Below are 26,626 nucleotides of genomic sequence, written 5' to 3'. Positions count from 1 at the left end.
TAAAAAAAGGCGCCCACAATGGGACGCCTTTTTTAAATTTATTTTATGGAATTATTTGTTAACAAGAACTTTAGCAGTTTTGCTTCCAGATTTAACCATATAGATGCCGTTAGCTACATCAATACCAGCAGCAGCTTCTTCGATAGAAGCAGCCTTAACCTGCATACCTAATGCATTGAAGATTGTTACAGCTTCAGTTGCGCCAACTACATAAATCTTACCATTTACAGCGTAGATGTTCTTAGCAACTTCTACCTGATCAATACCTGTGAAGTAACCGAATGTTACGCCGTCCATTGGATCACCGTCAACACGGTAAGAATCGCTGGCAGCCACAAGTTTAACAGCAGGATGAGCAGTAACAGTTACACCGTCGCAAGTAGGTTCAGTATAAGCATAAGCTGTATAAGTTACACCTTTCTTCAAGTTGTTAACAGAAAGACCTGTCTGGAATCCGTATTGAGCTCTTTCAACAGTTACGTCATCGAAATACTGTTTGAAGTTTGCTGCAGGTACTTCAGCATGGAACATGCTAGCATACAACGGAGTCTGAGTAGTTGCATTCAAGCTTGTGTGCCATCCACCAACTGTTGTCCAGTCTGCTTCATTGAATGCACTAACCTTGTAAGCAGCAGCATCCAAATTGTCTTTTCTTGTTTTGTGAGTAACATCACCTGTAAATTTATAAACGTCAAGAGTAATCTGACCTTGTTTCAATACAAGTGTATATTCCTTATCATCAGAAAGATTATAGTTGATAGTCTTCACTGCGATTCCATAAGGAGTCCAAAGAGCAGCTTCAGAAGCACCTAAGATGATAGTTTGTTTCTTAGTTGCACCTTCCCAAACTTCCATGTAGTAGTTAGGAGAATCTTCAGAAATAATGTCATAATTCAAAGTTTCACCTGTACCATTGAACAACTCAACATAAGTCACGTTGTCTTTAGCATAAACTTCAGACATGAAGATTGAAGAAGTCTTCTTGTTATATTTCAAGATACCGATACCAACTACATAGTTGTTACCACCCTGTGCAGGAGTTACTCTCAAGTCAACACGGTCACCCTGGATGTCACCAGCCTGGAATGCTCCGAATGTTGGCTGACCAACTACTGTAATACCTTCTACACCAGAGAATGCCAAATCAGCGTTTGTGCAATCACCGTAAGTATAAGTCATAGCGTCAACAACATAGTCACAATTAGCGATTGTAGTGCTGTCTGGTTTGAAAGTCAAAGTAACTGTACCACCTGCATTACCGTTATCGTCGATTGTAAATGTAGTAGGAGCAATTGTGAACGGAGACTTAGCACCCTTAACCATAGCAATCTTAACTGTACCTTTTGATTTATCAAGATCAGTTGCTGAGAATGTGAACTGTTGTGTTACAGCAACATTGATTGTTGACTGCATATTAGTTACATTTACTTTATGGAATGTAGGATCATATACACGTCCGCAAAGAGTTGCTTCTGGGTATTCATACATCGGATAGATAAATGCATTGTCTTCATGGTGACCCATCAAAATATCAACATAGTTGAATTCAGCATCCCACCAACGACGACCGTCTTCAATTGTACGACCATCATAAGCAACGGTGATAAATTCCTGAACGTCTCTCTTTTGAGCAAGTCTTACTGAAGGTTCAAAGTTTACAGTTACCTTAGCAGCTACTTCACCATATTGGTTAGGTTCGATTGACATACCATTAACTGTTCCATAACCTTCCAAAGCTTCAATTGTTACGAAGAATGCTTTTTTGTCGCCTTTATAATAAGCATCAACAGCTTCAACGATGTTTACATTCTTGGTCAAGTTATAACCAGTTACATAGAATACACCTTCAGAAAGAGGATTATTCTGTTCGCCACATTCGCCAAGATATGTATTACCATAATCTTTGCGGAATTCGCTCTTAGTCAAGAATGAACCGCTCCACAATACCTGAGCACTGTTGTCCATTACTTCTACGAAGTTCCAGTCATGAATAGTGTTTTCAAGATTTGCTCTTGTATCACCAAATACGATAGCACCTGTACCAACCTGGTCGAAACCAACTTGTTCAGCCATCAATACATTGAAATGAGGATTCCAACTATAGAACAATTGATGAGGCATGTTAGGCACCATAAAGTTAGCAGCGTCAAAACCATCGCAATCCGGTTTGAACTGAACAAGAATCTTATAACCCTTAGTCTGGAAGTCTTCAATCTGCTGAGCAGTATTCAAAGTAATACTGATTACCTTCTTAACAGCCGGAGTATTCCAAGTTGCACCATTATCAACACTATATCTGAATGCCATGTGACCATCATTGTCGTGTTGAGCTAACTTATCAAGAGAGATTTCAAACTTAGCTACGTTAGTTGCATCAGTCTTAACCTTAGCACCCTTCAAATAGAAAGCTTTTGTTCTTGAAACGGCTTGTTGTTCTGGCAACAAAGTAGCATCGTAAGGAGCATAGAACGCAGTTGAGATATCACCTACCATCTGAGCAGGAGTTCCTTCTGTTCCTTCGTATTCAAACCAAACAGCAGCGATATCACCTACTACCAATACTTGAGGGAATGGTACTAGATTATCATTAGGATTGGTGAAAGAAGCAACTTCTCTACCTGTAAAGTCGTGTGTACCCTTAATTGCATTATCAATCCAGTATCTTCTACTGATTTTTAGATATTTAGCAACGTTTACATCTACATTATTCAAGAATTGTGCAAAATTAACTCTCAAATAGTTACTTGGAGTATTTGCAATAACACCTAGTGCTCCAACAGTGAAATTGTTAGATACGCCAGCAGCAGCAGAAGAAGAATCATCCTGATCGTCCATAAATCCACCTACATAACGTAAGTCACCCTGGTCAGGCATAGGAATATTGATACCCCAGATACGAACATCCTGATAAGTCATGTTTTCTACGAAAGTCAGTTTTGACTTATCCAAATACAGTTCAGGTACTGAATTACCATAAACAGTTTCAGAAGTAGCAGTCAATGACAGAATTGGAGAAAGAACATCACTTGCATTAACAAACTGAGCAGCAGCGTTAAATGCACCGTAGAAAGTATTGATTGTAGGAGGAGCAAAATCATACTGAGAAGATACTGTAGCAGAAGTCAAAGAAACCTGACCAAGAGCCACATGAGATGAATGCATCACAAATCCGGCAGGAGCTGTAACGTCTACAACTGCAGCGGGAGTTGGAAGTGTTAAACCGGCAACAGCAACTGTTACATAATTATCAGCATCGTCCAATGTATAACCCATACCAGCATTGAACATACCTGTACCATTGTAATCAGCAGTTCTTGAAAGAGTCATGCTTGGAACATCCGAAGCAATTGACAAACTCTTAACAATAGTAGCAGCAGGAGCTGTATCAATTACATCACCGGCAGGTCTGTCAGAAACAAACGTAATACGAATAATCTTGTTATCCAATGAATTAGGGATAAAAGGATGATCTTCGATTACATCATTGGCAATCTGGAACAACTTCAAAGTTTTTGCACCCATTGACGTGTTGTAGATATTTTCATACCACATAGTCATGTCTGCTCCAACAGCAGGTACCCAAGTCCATGATCCAAAGGGGAAAAAGCCAACATAGGCCCAGTGTCCTGGTGTTACACCTGCACCTTGGTAAATATCATCATAATCTACCAATGTTCCATTCAGGTTATAAACTTGCAAATGCATGTCCCAATTAACATTCTTATTGGCTTCGTCACCAAATGTATTGGCATCCAACATAACCTGCAGGTCTTTCACATTCTTAAGATATTTTGTAGTAATATCGAAAGAGATGGCTGCACGATTCTGGTCAGAAGCAAAAATGTTAAGAGATTTACCATCTTCGCCAATCCAGAAGCTGGACTGATTAGGATTGGTGGTAGGAATAGTTGAGCTCAAAGCAACAGCAGGAGAAACCGCAACAAAAGGTTGAGCATCTGTGCTGCCGGAGAAAGTTACCTTTACACCCTGAGCCAACTGACCTGCATTAACAGGAGCATCGATCTTAGTCTGGTTGTTCCATTGCAACATTTTAGGATGACCTGTAATGCTGCCCGTAAAAAATGGATTAGGAGCCTGACCAAATACCGACCCGACACTAAAAGCTGTCATCGCAACGAGTGCGAGAGCTTTCGTTCTAAAGTTTGTAAATTTAATCATAAAAAATTTAATTTAATTAGTAATAAAAGGAATATTAGTTTCTCATCGAATAAGCCGCTCTTACAAATAAGCGACTAAAAAAGTTAGTTTTTTGAATGGATAAATTGTTAGGATTATTAAATATCTCCTTCTATTTTCTTACTCAAAATACTATTTTTCAATGCAAAGTTAGGATTCACAGGGAATCTACATAGGTTTTTAAGGCCTATTTCAGGGAGTCACAACCAAGGTCAAGGGTTTATTATCAAACCCCATTGTTTTAAGGACGAACCCATTTTCGTGCCATTTTTTACAAAAAAGAGGTTAATGAATCCTTAACAGGGGTGTAACAGAAATGTAAACACTGGCAATGAATATAGCCTTATCAAAACAAACACCCCGAATCCTCAGCAACAGAGAATCCGGGGCGATCATTACTTACTCAATACGTATTATCTTCCAACCACTACTTTTGTGGATAAGCTTCCCGACTTAACCATATAGATGCCTGCCGGTACAGAGATACCGGAATATGCCTCTTCAGCAGTCGCGGTTTTCATCTTTATCCCCAAAGCATTGTAAACCGATAAAGGTTCTGTAATTCCTACGGCAACTATTTTTCCTTCGGATGCATAAATCTTTTGTTTAGCATCCAGCCTATCCACACCTGTAAAGTAGCCGAATCTAACACCCTCCATCGGATCACCGGATAATCTGTCGGAATCGCTGCAGGGAATCAGCTTTACCGAGGGAGTTCCATGAACTGTTACGCCTTCGCAGGGTGATACTGTATAGGCATAGGCCGTATAGGTGGTACCCTTTTTTAATCCGCTTACCGATAATCCGCTATCAAATCCGTAGCTGGATCTTTCAACGGACTGGGTATCGAAATATTCCCTGAATCCGGCTCCGTTCACTTCATCCAGAAACATACTTGCATAACGGGGTTCATGTGTGGCATAACCCAGGCTGGTATGCCAACCGCCTACGGTGGTCCAGGATTGTTCCTGAAAGGTATCACACAGATAACTATCTGCTGGCAAGTTGTCTCTTTTGGTCTTGTGACTTACATCGCCGGTAAATTCATACACATCCAGCGACAGTCTGCCTTGCTTTAGTTGTATCCGGTAATTCTGATTAGACAACAAATCCAAGGGGATTGTCTTGATGGTAATTCCGTACGGATTACACAGCAGACTGTCGGTTGTACCGATGGTTACCGACTTTACCAGATTATCTCCCTCGTACACTTCAAGGTAATAATTGGGACTACCCTCCACAAGGATCTCTTCGTTTAGCTTTTCGCCCGTACCATTAAACAACTCAACATAGATTACGTTGCTCTTAGCATACACTTCGCTCATAAATATGGAAGAGGTCTTCTTGCTGTATTTTAAGATTCCGACACCCACCTGGTAATTGTCTGCACCCATTGCAGGCACAATACGCAAATCGGCCCGATCGCCCTGAATATCACCTGCCTCAAAGGGTTGGAAGGCTGGCTGTTCAACCACTGTAGTCCCTAGAACTCCCGAAAAGGGAAGATCTCCCTGCTGGCAATCACCATAGGTGTAGGTCATAGCACTTATCTGGTTATCGCATAGATTCTGCGGAATAGGTGTAAACGTCAACGTCACTTCTGCACTTACGTTTCCATTGGCATCTATGGGGAATTCCGTAGGGGTAATGGAAAAAGGGGATGTTTTTGATCCCACTAAAGCAATGGAAACCTTTTTCTTCGATCTGTCCAGATCGGTAGCCATAAAGGTAAACCGTCCGGTAGCTGAAGTATTAACCGAAGTAGTCAGATCAGCTACTTCCACTTTATGGAAGGTGGGCTCGTAGACTTGTCCCCTTATATGTGCAGCCGGATAGTTATACGATGCATAAATAAAGGAATTGTCGGCATCGTATCCCCTAAAGTAATCGTTATAATTAAAGTTGGGGTCCCACACCTGATCGCTACTGCTCCTGATCGCTTTGCCACTATAGACTACCGTTATGGAATCTGTTACAGTCCGGCAATCAGCAGCCTTCATCGTTGGAGCAAAAACAACCGACACACGGGCAACCACTTCACCGTATTTATTTGGTTTAATGGTCAGACCATCCACTTCGCCAAAGCCCTCCAAAGCCTCCACCGAAACCTGAAAAGCTGACGGATTATTTACGTCCTTATTATAATGTACGCGTACATTATTAATAAGGTTATAGCCTGTGATATAAAATTCACCTTTATTTAAGGGGTTGGATTGTTCTCCACACGTATTCAGATAGGTGATTCCGTAGTCTTTTCTAAAATTGGACGTCGTTAATGAACTACCCCAAATACCCATGTAATTTGTATCCATCACATCCTCAAAATGCCAACTGTTGATAGTATTGGTAAGTACCGCCCGAGTATCTCCGTAAACCAGAGCTTCTGTATGTACCGTTTCCATTTTACCTACCTGAACAGCCTTCAACAAATTATGATGAGGTGTCCATTTATACATCTCGTGAGGCTGGGGCAAAGCGGTTGCTGTTTGCATCCAGGGTTCGTACCCACGGCAATCGGGTCTGAACCGCACCATCAGTTTCACGCCTTTCTCGGCAAAGTCTACGGCATCCTGCACGGTCAGTAATTTTACGCGAAGCGTATCTTTTGTAGCCGGAGTTTTCCATGTAGCTCCTTGGTCTGTGCTATACATAAAGGCATGATGACCATCCAGTTCGTGCGCGCCGTATTTCTCCAACGATATTTCGAATGCTGCCTCATCATTTGCATCGGGTTTGATTTTCGCCCCTTTTAAAACAAAAGTCTTTGGTCTGGAGTACAATGTTTCTGCAATCGTCTCATCGTAAGGAGCATAGAAAGCGGTGGATAAATCTCCTACTACCATACCCGGCACTCCCCCGGCCTTCTCGTATTCAAACCAGACCACGGCCACATCTCCGATGACCAGCACCTGCGGAAAAGGTGAAAGGTTGATATCTGCATTGGAGAAATCGGCATACTCAGCTCCCGTAAACGTATTCACTCCTTTGATAGCCAATGGGATGGAATAATTTGTATTGATCCGAAGGTATTTAGCCACATCCAGGTAGAGGTTATTCATTTCTTGCGCAAAGGTAATATCCAGGGTATTGGATGGCAGTTTTTCGATCACCCCTAAATTGCTTACCGTAAAGTGATTTTCTACCTGGGCAAAGCTCCACGTCGAGCCATCCGGATCATCGGAAGAGCAGATTCCTTCGTAATAAAAATCGGAGCGATCGTCCATAGGAATATTCTTTCCCCAGATTTGGACAGACTGTGTGCTCCCTGATTCATTAAAGGTTATTTTATTAGCCGATAAAAAAAGCTCCGGAACCGAATTCCCGGCAACTGAAGCAGAAGAGGTTGTCAGCACTTCGATGGGTGATAGCGGATCGTTTTGGTTGGTAAATTGAGCTGTTGCCGTAAATGATCCGTTAAATGTATTTATATTGACAGGGTTAAAAGCGTATTGGAAACTCAGGGAAGCGGACTGCAACGTAACCTCCCGCGAATCTACCGGTTGATTCTGACCGTCGTTAAGACTGAATCCCAGGGGACTTACAATCCGGATATCCGGTGTTTGCACAGCTCCTTTGGTTGTAACCTGCGAAGTTGGAACAACAAATGCCGGCAACGTAAGTCCGGATGCAGATAAAGTAACGGTATTTTCGGGTACAAAAGGTGTGATACAATTCATTCCTGCCTCAAAAACCCCGGAATTGGATAAATGCAGGTTTAGCGACGGTGTTTCTGACTGTATCGAAATACGGTTTACCACCAGTGCAGCCGGGGCATGAGCTCCTATTTCGCCTACCGGAATACCCGAAACCAATGTAATACGGAGCAGTTTATTATCCAGCGAACCGGGAATAAACGGCGAAGGAACGCCCGGATCCGTACTATGTTGGAAAAAATTCAACACTTTTCGTCCGTCGCCCGTATTGTAAATTCCGGGTATTACACCAAAAGAAGAGGTCCCTCCGGCATAAACCGAGCTATAAGGGACAGGTATACCATTCAGGTCGAAGACCTCTAATTTAAGATCGAAATCCAGATCCATATTGGCTCCTTCGAAACGATTGGCATCCAATACAATCTCCAAATCATTTACCTGCTTCAGGTATTTGGTTGAAAGCTGGAAGGTTACAGCCATCCGCTTAGCCTCTCCGGCAAACAGATTTAAGGCAGAGCCATCGGTCCACCAGGCTGTTGTAGTAGGATTTGTCTCTGGTGCCGACACAAGTTTATTTACTTCCATTTCGTTCCAAACCGAACCCTCTCCCCCATCGGAAAAAGAAAGATATACCCCCTGAACCAACGCTCCGCCTGCTACCGGAGCTTCAAGCCTGGACTGGTTATTCCATTGCAAGATTTTGGGTGTGGTTAACAAATTTAATCCATCGTGCACAGGAGGAAAGTCATTTATACCTGACACAGTAGACCCACTCCATGTAAACAGGAAAAGCAAGAGTGCCTTGATTTTTAGGTCGGCTAATTTATTCATAGATTTTCAATTATTATGTAAACAGTTGGATATTAGACAGTAAGCAAATCGTAAAGCTGATTAATTCATTACAAAATTATACTTTTAACCCTATCTACATAATATATATAAAACGAATTATACAACTGTAGTACGTACATGCAGGTTTATTGTACGTATTACATGTTTTTAAGGACATAATCTAATTTATTGAATTCTTGCAAATCAGTATTCAGATAATTCATTTTTCCTTTATTGGTTAAAACCAATTTTCGACCAATTAAATATGCATTTTAATAACAGTGTTAAAGCCGGAATATACACATCTTAGTCTTTTTCATTCCTCTATTTACTCGTCTCTCAGCTGAGGGACCATCGTCCTCCAGCTGTGTGACCATTGTCCCTCAGCTGTGTGACAATGATCCCTCAGTTGGAAGACGAAGAATATACCTTTGGTTAACCGTCTATTATATATGATGAAAAGAACTAAAGGCGTTGGGGAAACGCTTTAAATCTATAGTAAAAAAAGTGTACAACGTTATCAACGCAGAAGGAAACAGGAGGGAGCAGAGATATTATGATGACACATGACAGATAGAATGGATCTGTCACAAGCATCCCTCATTTCTAAAACCCGCTCCACCAAAGGGATTGAGGCCTAAAAATGAGGGATGACAGATGTTTTTCGTAAAAACGTAAGCCAGACGGCTTCACAAGTTTTTAAACGATACTTAATTTTGATGCACCGTAAGCTGTGGGAACGGGAAGCTGATCTTTTCGAGGTTGAACGTATCGTAAACCTTCTGATTCATATCAAAATAGACACTCCAGTAGTCTTCGCTTTTAACCCAAACTCTTAAGGTAACATTCACACTGCTGTCGGCCAGGGCATGAAGGGCCACAAAGGGAGCCGGATCATTCAGAATACGTCCATCCTGTGCAACCAAACGTTCAATTACACTCTTCACCTTGGCATAATCTTCGCCATATTCGATACCAAATACCCAATCTACTCTTCGTGTGGACTGGTTGCTGTAGTTGGTAACTACCCCACTGCTAAGAGCTCCGTTGGGAATATATACCACTTTATTGTCGTAGGTGGTTAATATGGTATGAAAAATCTGTATTTCACGTACCGTACCGCTTACCCCCTGAGCCTCTATCACATCGCCTACTTTGTAGGGTTTAAATAACAAAACGACCAGCCCCCCTGCAAAATTCTGCAGATTCCCGCTTAAAGCCATACCGATAGCCACACCGGCAGAGGCAAGCAAGGCGGCAAAAGAGGTGGTTTCTACACCCAATGCTCCTACAACAGAAACAATCAGGAGGATAGTAAGTAAAATATTAACCAGACTGCTCAGGAAAGTCCGGATGGATAATTCCACATTTCGTTTAATAAGAATCTTGCGGAACAGTTTATTGAGCAGGCTGATAACAAGGCGTCCCACAAGGAAAACGATTACCGCTGTAATGATTCGTTTGCCGAGGTCGATACCCGAATCCATCAGCACTTTCATCAGCTGTTCGGCTTTGGTTAACGAGATTACCTCGGCCTGTAATAAGATCAAAGACAATATATTCATACGTATATGAGTTTGTTATTAGTAAGCAAAGGTACAAATAAAATTTAAAAGTTAAAATGATGACATTTTAATACTTACATTTGCAAACTAATATTGAGAGACAAACGATGAGAATTATCATGTTATGGATTTGCCTGTTTTTGGGGGTTACCTCCATACAGGCTCAAGGATATGAGGAGCTTATAAGCAAGTCGTACGATTACCTGGAGAAGAAGGATCTGCCCGCGGCAGAAGAGAGTCTGAAAGCCGCCATGCGGCTTGAACCAGCCAATCCAAACAATTTTGCGTTGCTTACCAATCTGGGTACCATCCAACGCCGGCAAGGTAAGCTGGAAGAGGCTATGATTTCCTACAGTGCTGCATTAAGCGGTCACCCGCAAAACCAGGGTATCCTGGAAAGCAGGGCTTCCTTATATGCCGAGATGGGTGATACGGAAATGGCTCTGAATGATTATTCCACCCTGCTGGCTCTGGCTCCCACAAACGAAGAGGCTCTGTATAACAGAGGACTGATCTATCTGCAACAGAAAAATTACCTTTCGGCCGAGCAGGATTTTGAGAAGATTCTGGAGGTGAACGACAAGTCGGTTCGCGGAAGAGTGGGTTATGCCATTCTGGAAAAGATGAGAGGAAACTTTGACGAATCCGAACGGATCTACAATTACCTGATAAGCGAACTTCCTAAAGATTGGTCTTTGTATGAAGGGCGAGCCGACCTCTATTTCATGAAAGGGAAAAATGCGCGGGCCATGTCCGATATAAATAAGGTGTTTGCCGAAACTACTCCTACAGCCGCCCTCTATGTATTGAGAGGTAAAGTTAAACTGGCATTGTACGAAAAACCTTCGGCAGCAATCGATTTCAAAAAAGCCCAGGAGATGGGATACGATCCGGAAACAATCCGCGAGCTGATAAAGCTTTGCAAATAATAAACCTCCCACCAGACTTTAATACCTCTAAGATATAGAGCGTGTTCATTAATTCGATACTATTAAAAAGGTGATTCTGAGCATGCCCGGAATCACCTTTTCTTTTTCTGTTCCTTTGTACGGATAAACTCCGAACAAAGTATGCTTATTTATTCTTGATATAGGATGCCACCCAGTCTCCTACGGCCGAAGTAGAATAGGCTTTTCCTTTTTCAGAAATATCTTCGGTTACAACTCCGGCATCCATTGAAGCGGCAACAGCTTCGCGGATAAGTTTACCCTCTTCCTTCAGGTCGAATGCGTACTCGAACATCAAGGCGGCACTCAAAATGGTAGCGAGCGGATTAGCGATGTTCTTTCCGGCAGCCTGAGGATAGGATCCATGGATCGGTTCGAATACTGATGTATGAATACCAACCGAAGCCGAAGGCAGCATACCCAATGAGCCGGTAATTACAGATGCCTCGTCGGTAAGGATGTCTCCAAACATATTCTCGGTTACCATCACGTCAAAGCTCTTTGGCCATTGAATCAGTCGCATGGCAGCATTGTCTACAAACATATATTCTGTTTCCACATCTGGAAACTCTGCCGAAATTTCCTGAGATACCTGACGCCATAAACGCGATGTAGCCAATACATTCGCTTTATCAACTACGGTAAGTTTTTTCCGGCGTTTCTGTGCATATCCATACGCAAGACGAACAATCCGATCGATCTCTTCGCGCGTATATACACAGGTATCATATGCCGTATCGCCGTCTTCGCTGCGACCTTGCGGGCGACCAAAATACATTCCTCCGGTAAGTTCGCGGATACACATAAAATCGGCACCTTCAATCAATTCCGAACGAAGGGGAGATTTGTGCAACAAACTTGGAAATGTAGTTACAGGTCTGATGTTGGCAAAAAGGCCCAATTTCTTACGCATGGCAAGCAAGCCCTGCTCCGGACGCACTTTAGCAGAAGGATTATTGTCGTAAAAAGGAGATCCGATCGCACCAAAAAGCACCGCATCACTTTGCATACAAAGACTGTGAGTCTCTTCCGGATAAGGATTACCCGTAGCATCGATTGCACAAGCGCCCACCAATGCCTCTTTGTATGTAAGTTCGTGATTAAATTTGGTACATACTGCCTGAACACTCTTAAGTGCCTCGGCAATGATTTCGGGACCGATACCATCTCCCGCCAATACTGCAATATTCAATTTCATTTTATTATTCTTTTCTTATCGTTTAAAATAGATATACTTTGGCTCGGTGGGAACGTAATCTTCGTTGTCCCACAACGTGCTGGTAATCATCAGGTCGGCGCTGTACCTATTGCAGGCAATGGGCACATTGTGTACACGACACTGACGTAATAACATCTGAATGTCTGCTTCGTGTGGCTGGGCATTCAAATCGTCTATTAGGAAAATAGCCAGATTCACCTCCTTACGCACCACCATAGCTGCGATTTCGGCATCTCCGCCCAACGGGCCCGAATTCATACAGGTGATATCTGCCTCAATACCCTTTTCCTGAAAGGCTTTTCTGATCAGACTACCTGTAGTTCCAGTACATACCAGTTTATGAATGGATAGCATGTCTGCATTGTGAACAGCCCACTCAACCATATCCGCTTTACGGTTATCATGCGCAACAAGCGCAATCGTCAATTGTTTTTTCATTATCCGATGTATTATTTATAAACTATGCAATCTTATTCAGCATTTTCACCGTAGCCTTGATGGCCGCCTCCGTCTGGTCGGCGTCCAGTCCACGGGTTTTAAAGTCGACACCCTCGTGATTCCAGCTGATTACCGTTTGAACGAAAGCATCGGTACGTCCGCCTGGAGGGATGGAGACGGAATAGTTTGTAAGCATAGGGAAGGGTTTCGACAAGGATTTGTAAATCTTGCGAAGTGCCCTCACAAACGCATCGTACTGTCCGTCGCCCGAGGCCGTTTCTTCATACGCTTTGCCCTCAATTTCAATCTTGAGCGAAGCTACCGGCTTCAGACCTTGCGTCAAAGATAGTGAATAGTTTAATAACTTTATCTTATTCTCGATGGCATCGTGACGAAGCACATCGGTAATGATATAGGGTAGATCCTCTTTTGTAACCGCCTCTTTCTTATCACCCAGTTCGATGATTCGTTCGGTCACTTTGCGCATGGATTCTTCGTCCATCTCAATACCCAGCGATTCCAGGTTTTTACGGATGTTGGCCCTGCCGGAGGTTTTTCCCAGCGCATACTCTCTTGTTCGCCCGAAGCGTTCGGGTAACAGGTCGTTGAAATAGAGGTTGTTCTTGGCATCTCCATCGGCATGAATTCCGGCACATTGGGTAAACACATGTTCACCTACGATGGGTTTATTGGTTGAGATATGGATACCCGAGTAGGTTTCTACCAGCTTACTTACCTGATTGATCTTCTTTTCATTCAGACTCGTCTTTAATTTAAGCTGATCATGTATTACAGCCAACACACTGCTTAAAGGGGGATTTCCGGCACGCTCGCCCAATCCGTTTACGGTTGTATGCACACCTTTTACTCCGGCTACTATTGCTGAATATACATTGGCCACCGCCAGGTCGTAATCATTGTGCGCATGAAAGTCGAAATGGAGTTTCGGCCAACGGGTGAGCATCTCCTTACAGAAGAAGTAGGTGTTGCGTGGATTGAGAATACCCAATGTATCGGGCAGCATGAAACGCTTGATAGGAAGGTCTTTCAATCCGTCCATCAACTGATAGACATATTCCGGCGAGTGAAGCATACCGTTGGACCAGTCTTCGAGGTAAACATTAACTTCAATCCCCATCTCCTGCGCCTTATTTACCACCTCCGTAATATCTGCGATATGTTGCTCGGGGGTTTTACGGAGCTGCTCGGTTACATGCTTGAACGAGCCTTTGCAAAGCAGGTTCATAACCTTACATCCGGCAGATTTTATCCAGTTAAGCGATGTCTCGCCGTCTACAAAACCCAATACTTCCAAACGCGAAAGGTAGCCTGCACGCTCAGCCCAGCGTACGGTAAGCTTTACCGCGTCGTATTCGCCCTCAGACACCCTGGCCGAGGCGATTTCGATACGGTTTACGCCCAGATCCGACAGAAGCTGACGGGCTATGCTGACTTTCTCGTGTGCAGAGAAAGATACGCCCGAGGTCTGTTCGCCATCCCTCAGGGTTGTATCCATTATCTCTATCAGTTTATTTCCTGGCAGCCTCATAAGCCTCGATTTTTGTTTTGTTGGACAACAGGTAATCGATGTCGTCCAGTCCATTCAACAGGCAGTCTTTCTTATAGGCATTGATTTCAAAGTTTTCGCTTTTTCCGGTCGCATTGTTGGTAATTTTCTGATTCTGAAGATCTACAGTTAAGGTAGTCTTCGGATCGGATGTTACTGTTTCAAATATCTCCGCAAGAAATTCGGGTGATACCACAACCGGAAGCAATCCGTTGTTAAGGGAGTTACCCTTGAAGATGTCGGCAAAGAAACTGCTTACCACCACACGGAATCCATATCCGGAAATTGCCCATGCGGCGTGTTCGCGGCTCGATCCGCTACCAAAGTTCTTTCCGGCCACAAGAATCTGACCCGAATAGGTATCCTGATTCAATACGAACGATGGAACCGGATTGTTCTCTTTGTCGTACCTCCAGTCGCGGAACAAATTATCGCCAAATCCTTCGCGGGTTGTTGCTTTTAAGAAACGGGCAGGTATAATTTGATCGGTATCCACATTTTCAATTGGAAGAGGAACTACCGTTGATGTCAATGTTACAAATTTTTCCATTTTTATCTGATGCTTATAATGTTCTTGGATCTGTTATTTTTCCGGTTACGGCGGCTGCGGCTGCTACTAATGGGCCTGCTAAGATGGTGCGTGCACCCGGACCCTGACGACCTTCAAAGTTACGGTTGCTTGTACTTACAGCATACTTGCCGGCAGGTACTTTATCGTCGTTCATGGCAAGACAGGCCGAACAACCGGGCTGACGTAAAGAAAAGCCTGCCTCGGTAAGAATTACATCCAGTCCCTCCTCTTTAATCTGACGAGCTACATTCCATGAACCCGGAACCAACCAGGCAATTACATTATCAGCCTTCTTCTTCCCCTTCACAAAGTGGGCAAAAGCACGGAAGTCTTCGATACGTCCGTTGGTACAGCTACCCAGGAATACGTAATCGATAGATTTACCCTGAATAGGTTCACCCGGCTGGAATCCCATATAATCCAATGCTTTCTTGTAGGAGATACGGCTTGCCTCGTCCACGCTTTCCAAGGAAGGAATTGTTCCGCTGATGCCCATACCCATACCCGGATTTGTTCCATAGGTAACCATCGGTTCGATATCTTCGGCATGATAAACAATTTCTTTGTCGAAAACAGCATCCTCATCGCTCTTCAATGTCTTCCAATAGGCCAAAGCCTTCTCCCACTCTTCTCCCTTCGGAGCGAATTCACGTCCTTTCAGGTATTCGAATGTTGTTTCGTCCGGAGCAACCATACCACCTCGGGCACCCATTTCAATACTCAGGTTACAGATGGTAAGGCGTTCTTCCATGGAAGTAGCCCGGATCGCTTCGCCTGCATATTCTACAAAATAGCCGGTTGCACCACCGGTTGTCATCTGCGAAATAATATACAAGGCAATATCCTTGGCTGTTACACCCGGTTTGCGCTTTCCGTCTACCGTGATACGCATTGTCTTAGGCTTACGCTGGAATATACATTGAGTAGCAAGAGTCATTTCCACCTCACTGGTACCGATACCGAAAGCAATAGCTCCCATGGCACCATGCGTAGAAGTGTGTGAGTCTCCACAAACAATAGTCATACCCGGTTGTGTATATCCGTTTTCCGGACCAACCACGTGGATAATTCCATTCTTATTGTTTCCGATGCCGTAATAGGTGATACCAAATTCCTGAGCATTGCTTGCCAGGGTATCGACCTGATTCTTTGAAATCGGATCTTCAATCGGGAATTCCTGCTTCAGGGTAGGTACGTTGTGATCGGGCATACAAAGGGTCTGTTCCGGACGGAACACCTTTAATCCGCGGGCACGTAAACCTCCAAAGGCTTGGGGACTTGTTACTTCGTGGCAGAAATGTCTGTCTATATACAATTGGATGGTGCCATCTGCCAAGGTATCCACCACGTGCTTATCCCATATTTTTTCAAAAAGAGTATTCATACGTTTTATCTTATTTTACAAATTTATTAATTGCATCGATAAAGGCTTCAACGGACGCTGCAATGATATCCGTGTTAGCCGAAAAACCATAATAATTATTTCCATCGTATTCCACCTGCATGTGAACCTTACCTACATCATCGCTTCCCTTATTGATAGCCTGGATAAGAAACTCCTGAATCGTCATGGTACGATGGATGATTGATTTAACCGCTTGAATAGCTGCATCTACCGGTCCGTTTCCGGATGCGGCCGCTTCAAACTTCTCTCCTGCGATATTCAGACAGATACTGGCAACCGATTGTACACCTACTCCCGATGTAACCTGCAGATACTCCAGTTTAATCCGGTGCATAGCTGTGCGGTCTTTACCGGCAAGCATCAAAACGTCGTCGTCGTTGATATCCTTTTTCCGGTCTGCCAGCTTAAGAAACTCTTCGTACACTTTGTCCAGCTTCTCCTGATCAAGATCCACGCCCAATATATTCAGTCTGTGTTTTAATGCAGCACGTCCGCTACGGGCTGTAAGAACAATGGCATTGTCGTCTATTCCCACATCTTTAGGATCGATAATCTCGTAACTTTCCCGATTCTTAAGAACTCCGTCCTGGTGAATCCCCGATGAGTGCGCAAATGCATTCCTTCCTACGATGGCTTTGTTTGGCTGAACCGGCATATTCATCAGGCTCGAAACCATACGGCTGGTGGAATAAATTTTCGTACTGTTTATATTAGTAACAATTCCCGTCTCTTTATGGCTACGGAAAATCATGGCAATTTCTTCCAAAGCTGTATTTCCGGCACGCTCACCTATACCATTTACCGTTACTTCAACCTGACGTGCACCATTCATTACTCCCTGAATTGAGTTGGCTGTTGCCATTCCCAGGTCGTTGTGACAGTGAGTGGATATTATTGCATTATGAATACCATCCACATGTTCCATCAGGTAACGAATCTTTGCACCATATTCGTCGGGCATACAGTAACCAGTCGTATCGGGAATATTAACCACGGTTGCTCCAGCTTTAATAACCGCTTCCACGACCCTTGCCAGGTATTCGTTGTTGGTACGTCCGGCATCTTCTGCATAAAACTCTACGTCCTCGACAAATCTTTTGGCATATTTCACACAGGCCTTGGCTCGTTCAAGTATATCATCCTGATTGGAATTAAACTTGTAACGTATATGATAATCAGATGTACCGATTCCCGTATGGATACGTCCGCGTTTGGCAAACTTCAATGCTTGGGCAGCCACTTCAATATCTTTCTCAACAGCGCGGGTGAGTGCACAAATGGTTGGCCAGGTTACGGCCTTGGAAATCTCCACTACACTTTTGAAGTCACCCGGACTTGACACCGGAAAGCCGGCTTCGATTATATCGACGCCTAATTCTTCCAATGCTTTGGCAACCTGAATCTTTTCAAGGGTGTTTAACTGACAACCAGGCACCTGTTCACCATCTCTCAATGTGGTGTCGAAAATAAACAATTTGTCTGACATAATCCTATTTTTTATTTGTTTGAATTAACTATACCAAAAGAGCCTTTCTCACATGGAAGTGAGAAAGGCTCTTTCTTTGTTTACAAATGCTCAGAAAAGCACAGCAGTCTCACTTCCTAGTCCGTTCCCAGAGTAGAATATCAATTAGAGAAATAATAATAATGCTGTTTGCTGAATACTGTATCATTTGTCTTCTATTTTTAACGTTGCAAAGATAGAGCCTTTTTTGTAACATGCAAATATAATTCGATATTTTTATCAATATTTTTCTTACGGTTTATAATATATATCGCTTTATTTATTCTGATTCGTTCTTTTATCTGTTTTTAAGGCTGCTGTTCAGCATATTTTATATATAGAAAACAATCACAAGTTTAAAGAAGGTGCCGTTCTTGTTTAAAATATAGATTACTTTTGTACGCGTAATTGAATATCATAAGCAGAAGTATATGGATATTGACTCATTGAACGAGAGAGCCAAAAAAGTAGAAAAAGAAACAAAGTCTTTTTTTAAAAATATAAAGAAAAACAGAATGCGGGAACTGGACGACATGGTCCACTACCTTCACGAAGAGGTCTTTGAAGAGATCGATTGCCTGGAGTGCGCCAATTGTTGCCGTTCACTCGGACCACGTATTACGGACAAGGATATTGAAAGGATAGCGTCGGCCACCCGAATGAAGCAGCACGAAGTGGTATCTACATACTTAAGAATAGACGAAGACAACGATTACGTATTTAAAACCATGCCCTGTCCGTTTCTGGGTGCCGATAATTATTGCAGTATCTATGAAGATCGCCCCAAAGCCTGCAGGGAATATCCTCATACCGACCGTAAGAAATTCTATCAGATCCATGCGCTAACCATAAAAAATGCAGCAACTTGTCCGGCAGTATTCAATTTGCTGGAACGGCTAAAAAAGGAGTTTTGACGCTACTGCTAATTAGCAAGGGTCTTTCCGTTTCAATTAAACCATTCATGGGTCAGGAATTCTAAATGGGTGTTATGAATGACTAGCATCCGATAAGATCTGCAGTAATTACTCCACTTGCAAGGTAAAAGAATATTATTCTCAAACGGGTAATATTCATTTGAATCTGACAGGCATCTTTCGTCTATTTTGTATGATGGTTTTTTAGGTCAAGTTGATTTATATTCATTAACTTTTATTATATTTGTATACTTGTATACGAAGCCTATGAAACCTAATTTTACGATAAGTTCCGCACAGGCAAATGAATTGCTATGCAAACAGTTTGCCACCTGGCCTTTTTTTGCCACCAACTATCAGACGTTGGATAAGGTAAAAGAGAAATGTTATTCTTTCGATGATTTTAGTATTAAAGTTCAGTTTAATCCGGCACGTACAATCATGCTGCGGCCGGAGCATAATGCAGGGATTCCCTATGCCAATGGATGCCCGCTTTGTGTAAACAACCTCCCTATCCTGCAAGAAAGATTGGTTTTTGGTCGTGATTACATCGTGCTGTGCAATCCAAATCCAATCTTCCCGAACCATTTCACCATACCATCAAGGGTACATTCGCCTCAGCGTATTCTTTCCAGATTTGGAGACATGCTAGAATTAAGTATCCGGCTGGAGCGGTTTATTTTATATTACAGCGGACCCTCGTGTGGCACCTCCATACCTGGTCATGCACATTTCCAGGCAGGCACCAAAGGAGTGCTTCCCTTTATGAATGAAGTGGACACATTACTCCACAAACACGGTAAAAGTATTATCACCGAACCTACCGCTACCTTGTTTGCCCTTTCAGATACGGTAAAAAGGAATTGTTTTATACTCAAGGCCCGAACATTAACCGCTGCCCGAAAGCTATTCGGACTTATCTACCAGGCATTACCCGAATCAGATGGGGAACCGGAACCTATGATGAATATCATCAGTAGTTACGAAGATGGAACGTGGACCGTTGTAGTATTTCCAAGACACCCCTACTTTTGGGGAGAGGAGAACCCAGCTAAAGTAAAGCTGTCTATTAATCCGGGAGCTGTTCACGCAGGGGGACTGATTATTACCAAAAACGAAGCGGATTTTGATAAAATAACGCCAGCTTTGCTTTCGGAGATGTACAGTCAGCTTTTCCTTTCGGACGACTTATTCGCGGATGTATGTCGCTCCATCCAACATCTTTCTAGTAAATAAGGATTAAAAAGTAGGGCTTCTCCAAATATGTTCGTTATATTTGCTGTTCAATAAACCTTTACAACCGGATAAGAGATATGAAACAATTTTTCAAAATGATGTTTGCTTCGGCTTTAGGTGCCATCCTTGCTGCCGGATTGCTTATTACACTTTCAATTTTCCTATTGATTGGCATTTCTGCCAGTATGAGTCAGCCTACCGCCTTCTCTCCGTCTTCTAATTCGGTGCTCAAGATTGCGCTGAACGGAGCATTGAGTGATCAAAAAACGGACAATCCGTATGCAATGCTTTTGGGCGAAGAGGATACCGAATTATCTCTTACAGATATCTTGAAAGCTATTAAAGAGGCTAAAAACTCCGATAATATTAAGGGTATATATATTGAAGCCGGAAACTTTTCGGCAGGTTCTTCCAGTATTGATGCAATACGTCGTGCAATAACCGATTTTAAGGAAAGCGGTAAATTTGTTGTTGCCTACGGAGATCAATATACCCAGGGAAGCTATTACCTTGCCAGTGTTGCCGATAAAGTATACATCAACCCGCAGGGAGCGCTGTTACTCACAGGTATGTCTTCACAAACGATGTTCTATAAGGGTTTGCTAAATAAACTTGGTGTGGAAATGCTTATTTTTAAAGTAGGAACCTATAAAGGGGCTGTAGAACCTTTTATGCTTGACAAACTGAGCGATGCCAACCGTGAGCAGATAAGTTCTTACATGAATGGCATCTGGGACAATATAACAGCCGACATTGCCAAATCAAGAAAAATAACCGTCGAAGATGTAAATCATTACGCTGATCAGGGATTTGCGATTGCATTACCCGAAAAGGCTTTGGAATGCGGACTTGTTGACGAACTTAAATACAAACCTGAAGCGGAAGAGTATGTTAAGGACCTTGCCGGACAAACCGACAAGAAACTAAAGACTGTTGGCGTGGACAAGGTACGGAACATTAAATCCAAAGAAGGTAAAAGCAAAAATAAAATTGCCGTTCTATATGCCGAAGGAGAGATTACCGAAGCGGTTACTTCTCCTTACAGTATGGATAAATCTATCACTGAAAAGGTAGCCAAAGAGCTTATCAAACTAAAAGAGGATGAATCAATAAAGGCTGTCGTACTCAGGGTTAACTCACCCGGTGGAAGTGCCTTTACCTCCGAACAGATATGGAAACAGGTCCTTGAATTGAAAAAGGTAAAACCGATTGTTGTTTCCATGGGAGATGTTGCCGCTTCGGGCGGATATTACATTTCATGTGCAGCCAATAAGATTGTTGCAGAGCCTAATACGCTAACAGGATCCATCGGTATATTCGGGATGTTTCCGAATATGACCGGACTCTTTAACAAAGTAGCGCTTACCACCGATGTGGTAAAGACAAACACCTATGCAGACCTTGGTGATGTAAGCCGTCCCATGCGTGAAGACGAAAAAGCGCTGATCCAGGGCCGTATTGAATCTGGATACGATACCTTCATCACACGCTGCGCCGACGGAAGGGGTATGACTAAAGCTGCGATCGATTCAATTGGTCAGGGTCGCGTATGGACTGGCGAACAAGCTATTGAAAAGGGTCTTGTGGATGAATTGGGAGGCATCGAAAAAGCAATTGCCGTTGCAGCCAAGCTGGCCGACCTGAAAGACTACAATCTGGTAGAAGTTTCCGGAAGCAAGGACTTCCTGAAAGATCTATTCGAAAAACAACTTGACGAAGTAAAATTGAATGTGGTGAAACAACTTATGGGTGAAGATTTTGAATACTTCAAAACTCTTAATTTAATCAAGTCGGCTCCGGCCATCCAGACTCGGTTACCCTATGATGTGCAACCTTTATAAAAGACATGCCGACAGACAACACAAGAAAAATCAACCATTTATTAGCTCCTTTTTCATTCCTATATGGATTAGGGGTAAGATGCAGGAATCAATTATTTGACTGGGGATTGTTACCAACGGAACAATTCCCTGTTCCTGTTCTATGTATCGGCAACTTAACAGTTGGAGGAACAGGAAAAACGCCTCATACCGAGTATCTCATCAGGTTGTTGCAACCTGCATACCGTATTGCAGTACTCAGCAGGGGGTATAAACGAAAAACCAAAGGCTTTATTCTGGCAGACGAACATAGTACAAGCTGGCAGATAGGGGACGAGCCTTTACAAATGAAACGAAAATTTCCGATGGTTACCGTAGCTGTTGATGCCGACAGGCGTAATGGAATCAAGAGGCTTCTGGCTCTCCCTGAAAAGGAAAGGCCCGAAGTCATTTTGTTGGATGATGCATTTCAACACCGGTATGTTACACCGTCATTCAGTATTTTGCTTACAGCGTACGACCGTCTTTTTCGTTGGGATAAGTTACTCCCTGTGGGATTATTGCGCGAACCAATTTCAGGAAAACGACGGGCCGACGTTGTGATAGTCACCAAATGCAAGCCCGATTTAAAGCCAATCGAATACCGTATCATAGAGGAAGATATGCATCTGGTGGCCCATCAAAAAGTGTTTTTCACCGAAATAAGCTACGACGAGCTTATTCCTGTATTTGGAAATCACAAGAATAGAATGCACCTTTCGGATATACGGGCAAATGATACATGCGTTGTTGTATCAGGAATTGCCTCTCCTGGCAGTTTCTACGACGAGATAAGGAAGTATCCGGGTAAAGTACTCTCAATACAGTTCCCAGATCATCACGACTTCTCGCTGCAGGATGTAAAAAAAATCAAGACTACACTAGACCTGATAAAGACTGAACGCAAGTTCCTGATTGTAACAGAGAAAGATGCAGCCAGACTGGTGGACAACAAATTGGTTCCGGAGGAGTGGAAAGACAATCTCTTTTATCTTCCCATCAGGATTAAGTTTGATTTGGATAAAGGAGACGAATTTGATGATATGATATTAAAACATATTACTACATTTTACAAAAACAATATTTACCGTTAAGCAAATGAGCAAAAGAACAGAAATAGCAACTTTAGGAGAATTCGGCCTTATCGACCATCTTACACAAAGAATACAACTAAAAAATGCTACCAGTATAAAAGGTGTGGGAGACGATGCCGCAGTACTTGATTACAAAGACAAGCAGACTCTTGTTACAACCGATTTGTTGCTTGAAGGTATTCATTTCAATTTGATGTATTGTCCGCTGAAACATCTTGGATACAAAGCTGCAGTTGTAAACTTCTCAGACATTTACGCCATGAACGGAACCCCTAAACAGATTACTGTATCCCTGGGTATATCCAAACGGTTCAGCGTGGAAGACCTGGAATCTTTTTATGACGGTCTTCAGCTTGCATGCGATATATACGGTGTAGATATCGTAGGGGGAGACACATCCGCCTCTCTTACCGGAATGGCAATCAGCATCACTTGTATTGGTGAAGCAGAAAAGGAAAAGGTAGTCTATAGAAGCGGCGCAAAAGAAACAGATCTTATATGTGTTTCCGGCGATCTTGGAGCAGCTTATATGGGATTACAATTGCTTGAAAGAGAAAGACAATTGTTCAAGGGTGAAAAAGAATTCACTCCAGACTTTTCCGGCAAGGAATATATACTGGAGCGCCAACTTAAACCCGAAGCCCGCAAAGATATAGTTGAACAACTTGCGCTGGCCGGAATTGTGCCTACAGCTATGATTGACGTTTCCGACGGTTTATCGTCAGAATTGCTTCACATCTCAAAACAAAGTAATACAGGCTGCCGTATTTACGAAGAGCGCATTCCGATTGATTATCAGACAGCAGCTATGGCGGAACAGTTTAACATGAATCTTGTAACAACTGCTTTGAACGGAGGTGAAGACTATGAGTTGCTGTTTACAGTACCCCTTACCTGTCACGACAAGGTTTCAGAGATGAAAGGTGTTAAAGTAATCGGACATGTGACCAACGCTTCTCTGGGAAATTACATGGTAACACGCGATGGAAACGAAATTGAGTTAATTGCACAGGGATGGAACTCCTTAAAAGAGTAAATAATTTTAATGAAACTATTGCAGAATTAAAAAATCTCCCTATCTTTGCACCCGTAATGAAAACGATGGTGCCATAGCTCAGTTGGTAGAGCAAAGGACTGAAAATCCTTGTGTCCCCGGTTCGATTCCTGGTGGCACCACATGCAAAGAATAAGATAAAATCCCTGAAAGATAAAACTTTCAGGGATTTTTCATTAATAACAAGATTATAACTATCAAACCAACAAATACAAAGTATAAACCAATTTTTCAGTACCCACTCAAAACAGCGAATAGGTAAGCTTTGCCACAAAGTTGCCGGTCCACATCAGATTCTTTGGATCATCTTGTTTTGGTTTGATATTATCTGTATATCTTAAACCGAGATTGGCATTCAGTGCAAATCTGAATTGGGGAGAAATATAATAATATAAATCAACAAACGCACCTGTATACGATGTCAGAAAGGTATACTTATCGTTGGGTTCAGGTGTATCTTTATAGGTTCTTTGACCCCAATAAAGACTCTCATCAAATCCAAAATTCACATTGGTCCGCGATGTGGGGTAATACCCTAAAGTGTATCTTCCATTGAGTCCCATATCCACCATATGGGAGGTGTTATCAGAAGGTAAATTTATTTTACTATGCCAATAACTTCCGGAAGCTTCTGCCCATATACTCTGCTGCCAATATAAATTCAAAGGTTTTTCATTTTCGTACGAGAGTTTCGCAGTAACACCTGTACCTGTTAATTTTACGGATTGAAGATCGGATACATTATTATAGTTGCGATGATTAATAAACGGAGTTAATCCCACTTTGTAAACCGTACCCGATCCCCGGCTGAAAAGATCTCCGTACATCCAATAATCATATAAGGTAGTAAAGTAAGGAGCTCCACCGGACGAAAGCACACCCATATTTACTAGAACTGAATCAACGGTCGTAATCTCATCAATCATACGCAACCGGGCATCCAGAAAACGTTTATTTTTGACAGTTGAAATGGTTTGAGCAAATGCATGAATCTCTTCTGTGGTCAGTTTCCGGTTCAGCACACCCTGTTTATCCAGATTCTCCAGGATGTAAATCGCCTGACGGGCATCCTCCACCTGCTCAATCCTGCCTTTTCCCACCGACATTGGGATATTTGCGTAATAACTATTGTTATGAGTCTTAACATCAACCAACAAACCGCCTGTTTTATAGCCAAGCAACTGAACATCTACGGAAGGAGATACTTCAAAGAAACGCATGTCGCTCGTATAAAACCGGTTTACGTTCTGATAATTAAATGTAAGTCCGTAGTCACTGTTTTTCTCTTTCAACTCATTTCTATAATTGCCGGACATACCAACAACAAGCATTTGCCTATTCCAATAAGGTCGTGTATTCTTATATTTATCAAAGGCTGTATTTAGATCGCCATTAATTCTAAACAAATCATTTTTTGATGTTTCGTTATCAGTAAAAGAACCGGCAGTCCTTAAAGAGAAATCCAATTGAGATCTTACGATATCAGGGGTTACATATTCGCTCAGATTAAAGTCCTCATAAACCTGAGCAAAGCCAGAAAAAGAAAGGTACAAACAAATCACTGTACAATACAAAGCTCTTTTATTCATAATTTTCCGAATTAGGGTGAGGTAAATCATTAGTCAAGTATTGACAACAAATGTAATCTTTTTCATATACATTATCCATTAATAAACATTTAATTTCATAGAAAAAAGATAATAAATAAGACAACCTATTCCAGCGCATAAAAAAACGGGTTATCACTCTTGGCGACAACCCGTTTATCTATACTATAATCGAAAATTACATACCCATTGCCTTGGCCTCATCCCAGATTTTATCCATATCTTCCAAAGACATATCCTTTAATGAACGCCCCTGTTGAATGGTTTGAGATTCGAGATAATTAAACCGGCGTAAAAACTTCTGATTGGTTCGTTCCAACGCATTATCCGGATTAATCTTATACAAACGGGCCGCATTGATGAGACTAAAGAAAAGATCTCCGAATTCGTTTTCCATCTTATCTGCGTCCATCTTTTTTATTTCGTCCTTCAACTCCGTAAACTCTTCCAGAACCTTGTCCCAGACCTGTTCACGTTGCTCCCAGTCGAAACCCACATTACGTGCCTTATCCTGCATACGATGAGCCTTCACCACTGAAGGAAGCGAAGCAGGAACACCTTCAAGAACCGTTTTATTCCCTCCTTTTTCCTTCAATTTAAGCTGCTCCCAGCTCTGCTCAACCTTCTTGGCTGTATCTGCCTGAGCATCGCCAAACACATGTGGGTGACGGTAGATAAGTTTTTTGCACAAACTATCGCATACCCCTTTTATATCAAATGCCTCTTTCTCTTCAGCAATCTTGGCATAAAAGACGATATGCAGTAACAAGTCGCCCAACTCCTTCTTTATTTCGGTATTGTCGTCCCTGATAATCGCGTCGCACAATTCGTAAGTCTCTTCGATGGTGTTGGTACGCAGACTCTCATTCGTCTGCTTGCGGTCCCAGGGACATTTCTCCCTAAGTTCATCCATAATATCCAACAAGCGGCCAAAAGCCTCCATTTTTTCCTCTCTTGTACTCATC

Annotated in this window: 17 protein-coding genes and 1 tRNA gene; 7 read left to right on the top strand and 11 right to left on the bottom strand. The window is 42.5% G+C overall.

From position 1 onward, the window contains the following. Positions 1-51 precede the first annotated feature (51 nt). The 3 genes from F5613_RS05660 to F5613_RS05650 all read right to left on the bottom strand — a co-directional run bounded on the left by F5613_RS05660 (position 52) and on the right by F5613_RS05650 (position 10,180). Entirely contained in the window at positions 52-4,179 is a 4,128-nt protein-coding gene (locus tag F5613_RS05660) for a hypothetical protein (RefSeq protein ID WP_179399046.1), read from the bottom strand. 431 nt (positions 4,180-4,610) lie between these two features. After that, positions 4,611-8,681 carry a hypothetical protein gene (locus F5613_RS05655; protein WP_179399045.1) on the bottom strand — a complete coding sequence of 1,357 codons (4,071 nt, stop codon included), beginning with the start codon at positions 8,679-8,681 and terminating at the stop codon, positions 4,611-4,613. A gap of 710 nt (positions 8,682-9,391) precedes the next feature. After that, a complete protein-coding gene (locus F5613_RS05650; RefSeq protein WP_245832575.1) occupies positions 9,392-10,180 on the bottom strand; it encodes a mechanosensitive ion channel family protein in 789 nt (262 codons plus the stop codon). A gap of 173 nt (positions 10,181-10,353) precedes the next feature. Between F5613_RS05650 and F5613_RS05645 the strand changes: the two genes are divergently transcribed. After that, positions 10,354-11,175 (top strand): tetratricopeptide repeat protein, encoded by an 822-nt coding sequence (locus F5613_RS05645; protein WP_179399044.1) that lies wholly within the window; start codon positions 10,354-10,356, stop codon positions 11,173-11,175. A 145-nt stretch (positions 11,176-11,320) separates the two neighbouring features. On the opposite strand, the gene leuB is transcribed toward F5613_RS05645, so the two are convergent. From leuB to F5613_RS05615, 6 genes are read right to left on the bottom strand one after another with little or no spacing between them, the layout of a single operon-like run. Continuing rightward, positions 11,321-12,391: a 3-isopropylmalate dehydrogenase gene (gene leuB, locus F5613_RS05640; RefSeq protein WP_179399043.1), complete on the bottom strand. Its 1,071-nt coding sequence runs from the start codon at positions 12,389-12,391 to the stop codon at positions 11,321-11,323. Between the two features lie 15 nt (positions 12,392-12,406). Then, positions 12,407-12,850, bottom strand: a complete 444-nt coding sequence (locus F5613_RS05635; RefSeq protein ID WP_079683801.1) for a methylglyoxal synthase — start codon at positions 12,848-12,850, stop codon at positions 12,407-12,409. Between the two features lie 22 nt (positions 12,851-12,872). Further along, positions 12,873-14,399: an alpha-isopropylmalate synthase regulatory domain-containing protein gene (locus tag F5613_RS05630; protein ID WP_446771308.1), complete on the bottom strand. Its 1,527-nt coding sequence runs from the start codon at positions 14,397-14,399 to the stop codon at positions 12,873-12,875. Next, the gene (leuD, locus tag F5613_RS05625) at positions 14,380-14,967 is read right to left on the bottom strand and encodes a 3-isopropylmalate dehydratase small subunit (protein WP_068180573.1); all 588 of its coding nucleotides are present in this window, start codon (positions 14,965-14,967) and stop codon (positions 14,380-14,382) included. Before leuD ends, F5613_RS05630 begins: the two co-directional genes overlap by 20 nt. Before the next feature lie 13 nt (positions 14,968-14,980). Beyond that, positions 14,981-16,372, bottom strand: a complete 1,392-nt coding sequence (gene leuC / locus F5613_RS05620; protein ID WP_079683800.1) for a 3-isopropylmalate dehydratase large subunit — start codon at positions 16,370-16,372, stop codon at positions 14,981-14,983. Between the two features lie 10 nt (positions 16,373-16,382). Then, positions 16,383-17,879, bottom strand: coding sequence for a 2-isopropylmalate synthase (locus tag F5613_RS05615; protein WP_179399042.1), 1,497 nt, complete (start codon positions 17,877-17,879; stop codon positions 16,383-16,385). A gap of 449 nt (positions 17,880-18,328) precedes the next feature. Between F5613_RS05615 and F5613_RS05610 the strand changes: the two genes are divergently transcribed. From F5613_RS05610 to F5613_RS05585, 6 genes are all read left to right on the top strand, one after another. Next, positions 18,329-18,811, top strand: a complete 483-nt coding sequence (locus F5613_RS05610) for a YkgJ family cysteine cluster protein (protein WP_179399041.1) — start codon at positions 18,329-18,331, stop codon at positions 18,809-18,811. A 267-nt stretch (positions 18,812-19,078) separates the two neighbouring features. Continuing rightward, positions 19,079-20,047, top strand: coding sequence for a DUF4922 domain-containing protein (locus F5613_RS05605; RefSeq protein ID WP_179399040.1), 969 nt, complete (start codon positions 19,079-19,081; stop codon positions 20,045-20,047). 77 nt (positions 20,048-20,124) lie between these two features. Next, on the top strand, positions 20,125-21,888 hold the full coding sequence (gene sppA / locus F5613_RS05600) for a signal peptide peptidase SppA (RefSeq protein ID WP_246303363.1): 1,764 nt from the start codon (positions 20,125-20,127) through the stop codon (positions 21,886-21,888). 5 nt (positions 21,889-21,893) lie between these two features. Further along, a complete protein-coding gene (gene lpxK / locus F5613_RS05595; RefSeq protein ID WP_179399039.1) occupies positions 21,894-23,000 on the top strand; it encodes a tetraacyldisaccharide 4'-kinase in 1,107 nt (368 codons plus the stop codon). 4 nt (positions 23,001-23,004) lie between these two features. After that, entirely contained in the window at positions 23,005-24,036 is a 1,032-nt protein-coding gene (gene thiL, locus F5613_RS05590; RefSeq protein WP_079683794.1) for a thiamine-phosphate kinase, read from the top strand. Positions 24,037-24,103: 67 nt separating this feature from the next. Further along, positions 24,104-24,176 (top strand) — tRNA-Phe (locus F5613_RS05585). 120 nt (positions 24,177-24,296) lie between these two features. Here the strand turns inward: F5613_RS05585 and F5613_RS05580 are convergent. Together F5613_RS05580 and mazG are read right to left on the bottom strand one after the other, a co-directional pair. Continuing rightward, positions 24,297-25,643 (bottom strand): hypothetical protein, encoded by a 1,347-nt coding sequence (locus tag F5613_RS05580; protein WP_179399038.1) that lies wholly within the window; start codon positions 25,641-25,643, stop codon positions 24,297-24,299. Between the two features lie 196 nt (positions 25,644-25,839). Further along, positions 25,840-26,625: a nucleoside triphosphate pyrophosphohydrolase gene (mazG, locus tag F5613_RS05575; protein WP_179399037.1), complete on the bottom strand. Its 786-nt coding sequence runs from the start codon at positions 26,623-26,625 to the stop codon at positions 25,840-25,842. Between the last annotated feature and the right edge of the window lies 1 nt (position 26,626).

Origin of the sequence: Macellibacteroides fermentans, from assembly GCF_013409575.1 — a bacterium.
In the GTDB taxonomy this organism is placed as follows: Bacteria; Bacteroidota; Bacteroidia; order Bacteroidales; family Tannerellaceae; genus Macellibacteroides; species Macellibacteroides fermentans.
Note: the sequence above shows the minus strand (reverse complement) of the source record. Positions and strands in the feature narration are given on the sequence as shown.

Coding starts and splice junctions, on each gene's coding strand:
- lpxK (WP_179399039.1), top strand. CDS start 21,894: ATGCCGACAGACAACACAAGAAAAATCAACCATTTATTAGCTCCTTTT.
- leuD (WP_068180573.1), bottom strand. CDS start 14,967: ATGGAAAAATTTGTAACATTGACATCAACGGTAGTTCCTCTTCCAATT.
- F5613_RS05650 (WP_245832575.1), bottom strand. CDS start 10,180: ATGAAAGTGCTGATGGATTCGGGTATCGACCTCGGCAAACGAATCATT.
- F5613_RS05645 (WP_179399044.1), top strand. CDS start 10,354: ATGAGAATTATCATGTTATGGATTTGCCTGTTTTTGGGGGTTACCTCC.
- F5613_RS05660 (WP_179399046.1), bottom strand. CDS start 4,179: ATGATTAAATTTACAAACTTTAGAACGAAAGCTCTCGCACTCGTTGCG.
- leuC (WP_079683800.1), bottom strand. CDS start 16,372: ATGAATACTCTTTTTGAAAAAATATGGGATAAGCACGTGGTGGATACC.
- F5613_RS05630 (WP_446771308.1), bottom strand. CDS start 14,399: ATGAGGCTGCCAGGAAATAAACTGATAGAGATAATGGATACAACCCTG.
- leuB (WP_179399043.1), bottom strand. CDS start 12,391: ATGAAATTGAATATTGCAGTATTGGCGGGAGATGGTATCGGTCCCGAA.
- F5613_RS05610 (WP_179399041.1), top strand. CDS start 18,329: ATGGATATTGACTCATTGAACGAGAGAGCCAAAAAAGTAGAAAAAGAA.
- F5613_RS05605 (WP_179399040.1), top strand. CDS start 19,079: ATGAAACCTAATTTTACGATAAGTTCCGCACAGGCAAATGAATTGCTA.
- F5613_RS05615 (WP_179399042.1), bottom strand. CDS start 17,879: ATGTCAGACAAATTGTTTATTTTCGACACCACATTGAGAGATGGTGAA.
- thiL (WP_079683794.1), top strand. CDS start 23,005: ATGAGCAAAAGAACAGAAATAGCAACTTTAGGAGAATTCGGCCTTATC.
- sppA (WP_246303363.1), top strand. CDS start 20,125: ATGAAACAATTTTTCAAAATGATGTTTGCTTCGGCTTTAGGTGCCATC.
- mazG (WP_179399037.1), bottom strand. CDS start 26,625: ATGAGTACAAGAGAGGAAAAAATGGAGGCTTTTGGCCGCTTGTTGGAT.
- F5613_RS05655 (WP_179399045.1), bottom strand. CDS start 8,681: ATGAATAAATTAGCCGACCTAAAAATCAAGGCACTCTTGCTTTTCCTG.
- F5613_RS05580 (WP_179399038.1), bottom strand. CDS start 25,643: ATGAATAAAAGAGCTTTGTATTGTACAGTGATTTGTTTGTACCTTTCT.
- F5613_RS05635 (WP_079683801.1), bottom strand. CDS start 12,850: ATGAAAAAACAATTGACGATTGCGCTTGTTGCGCATGATAACCGTAAA.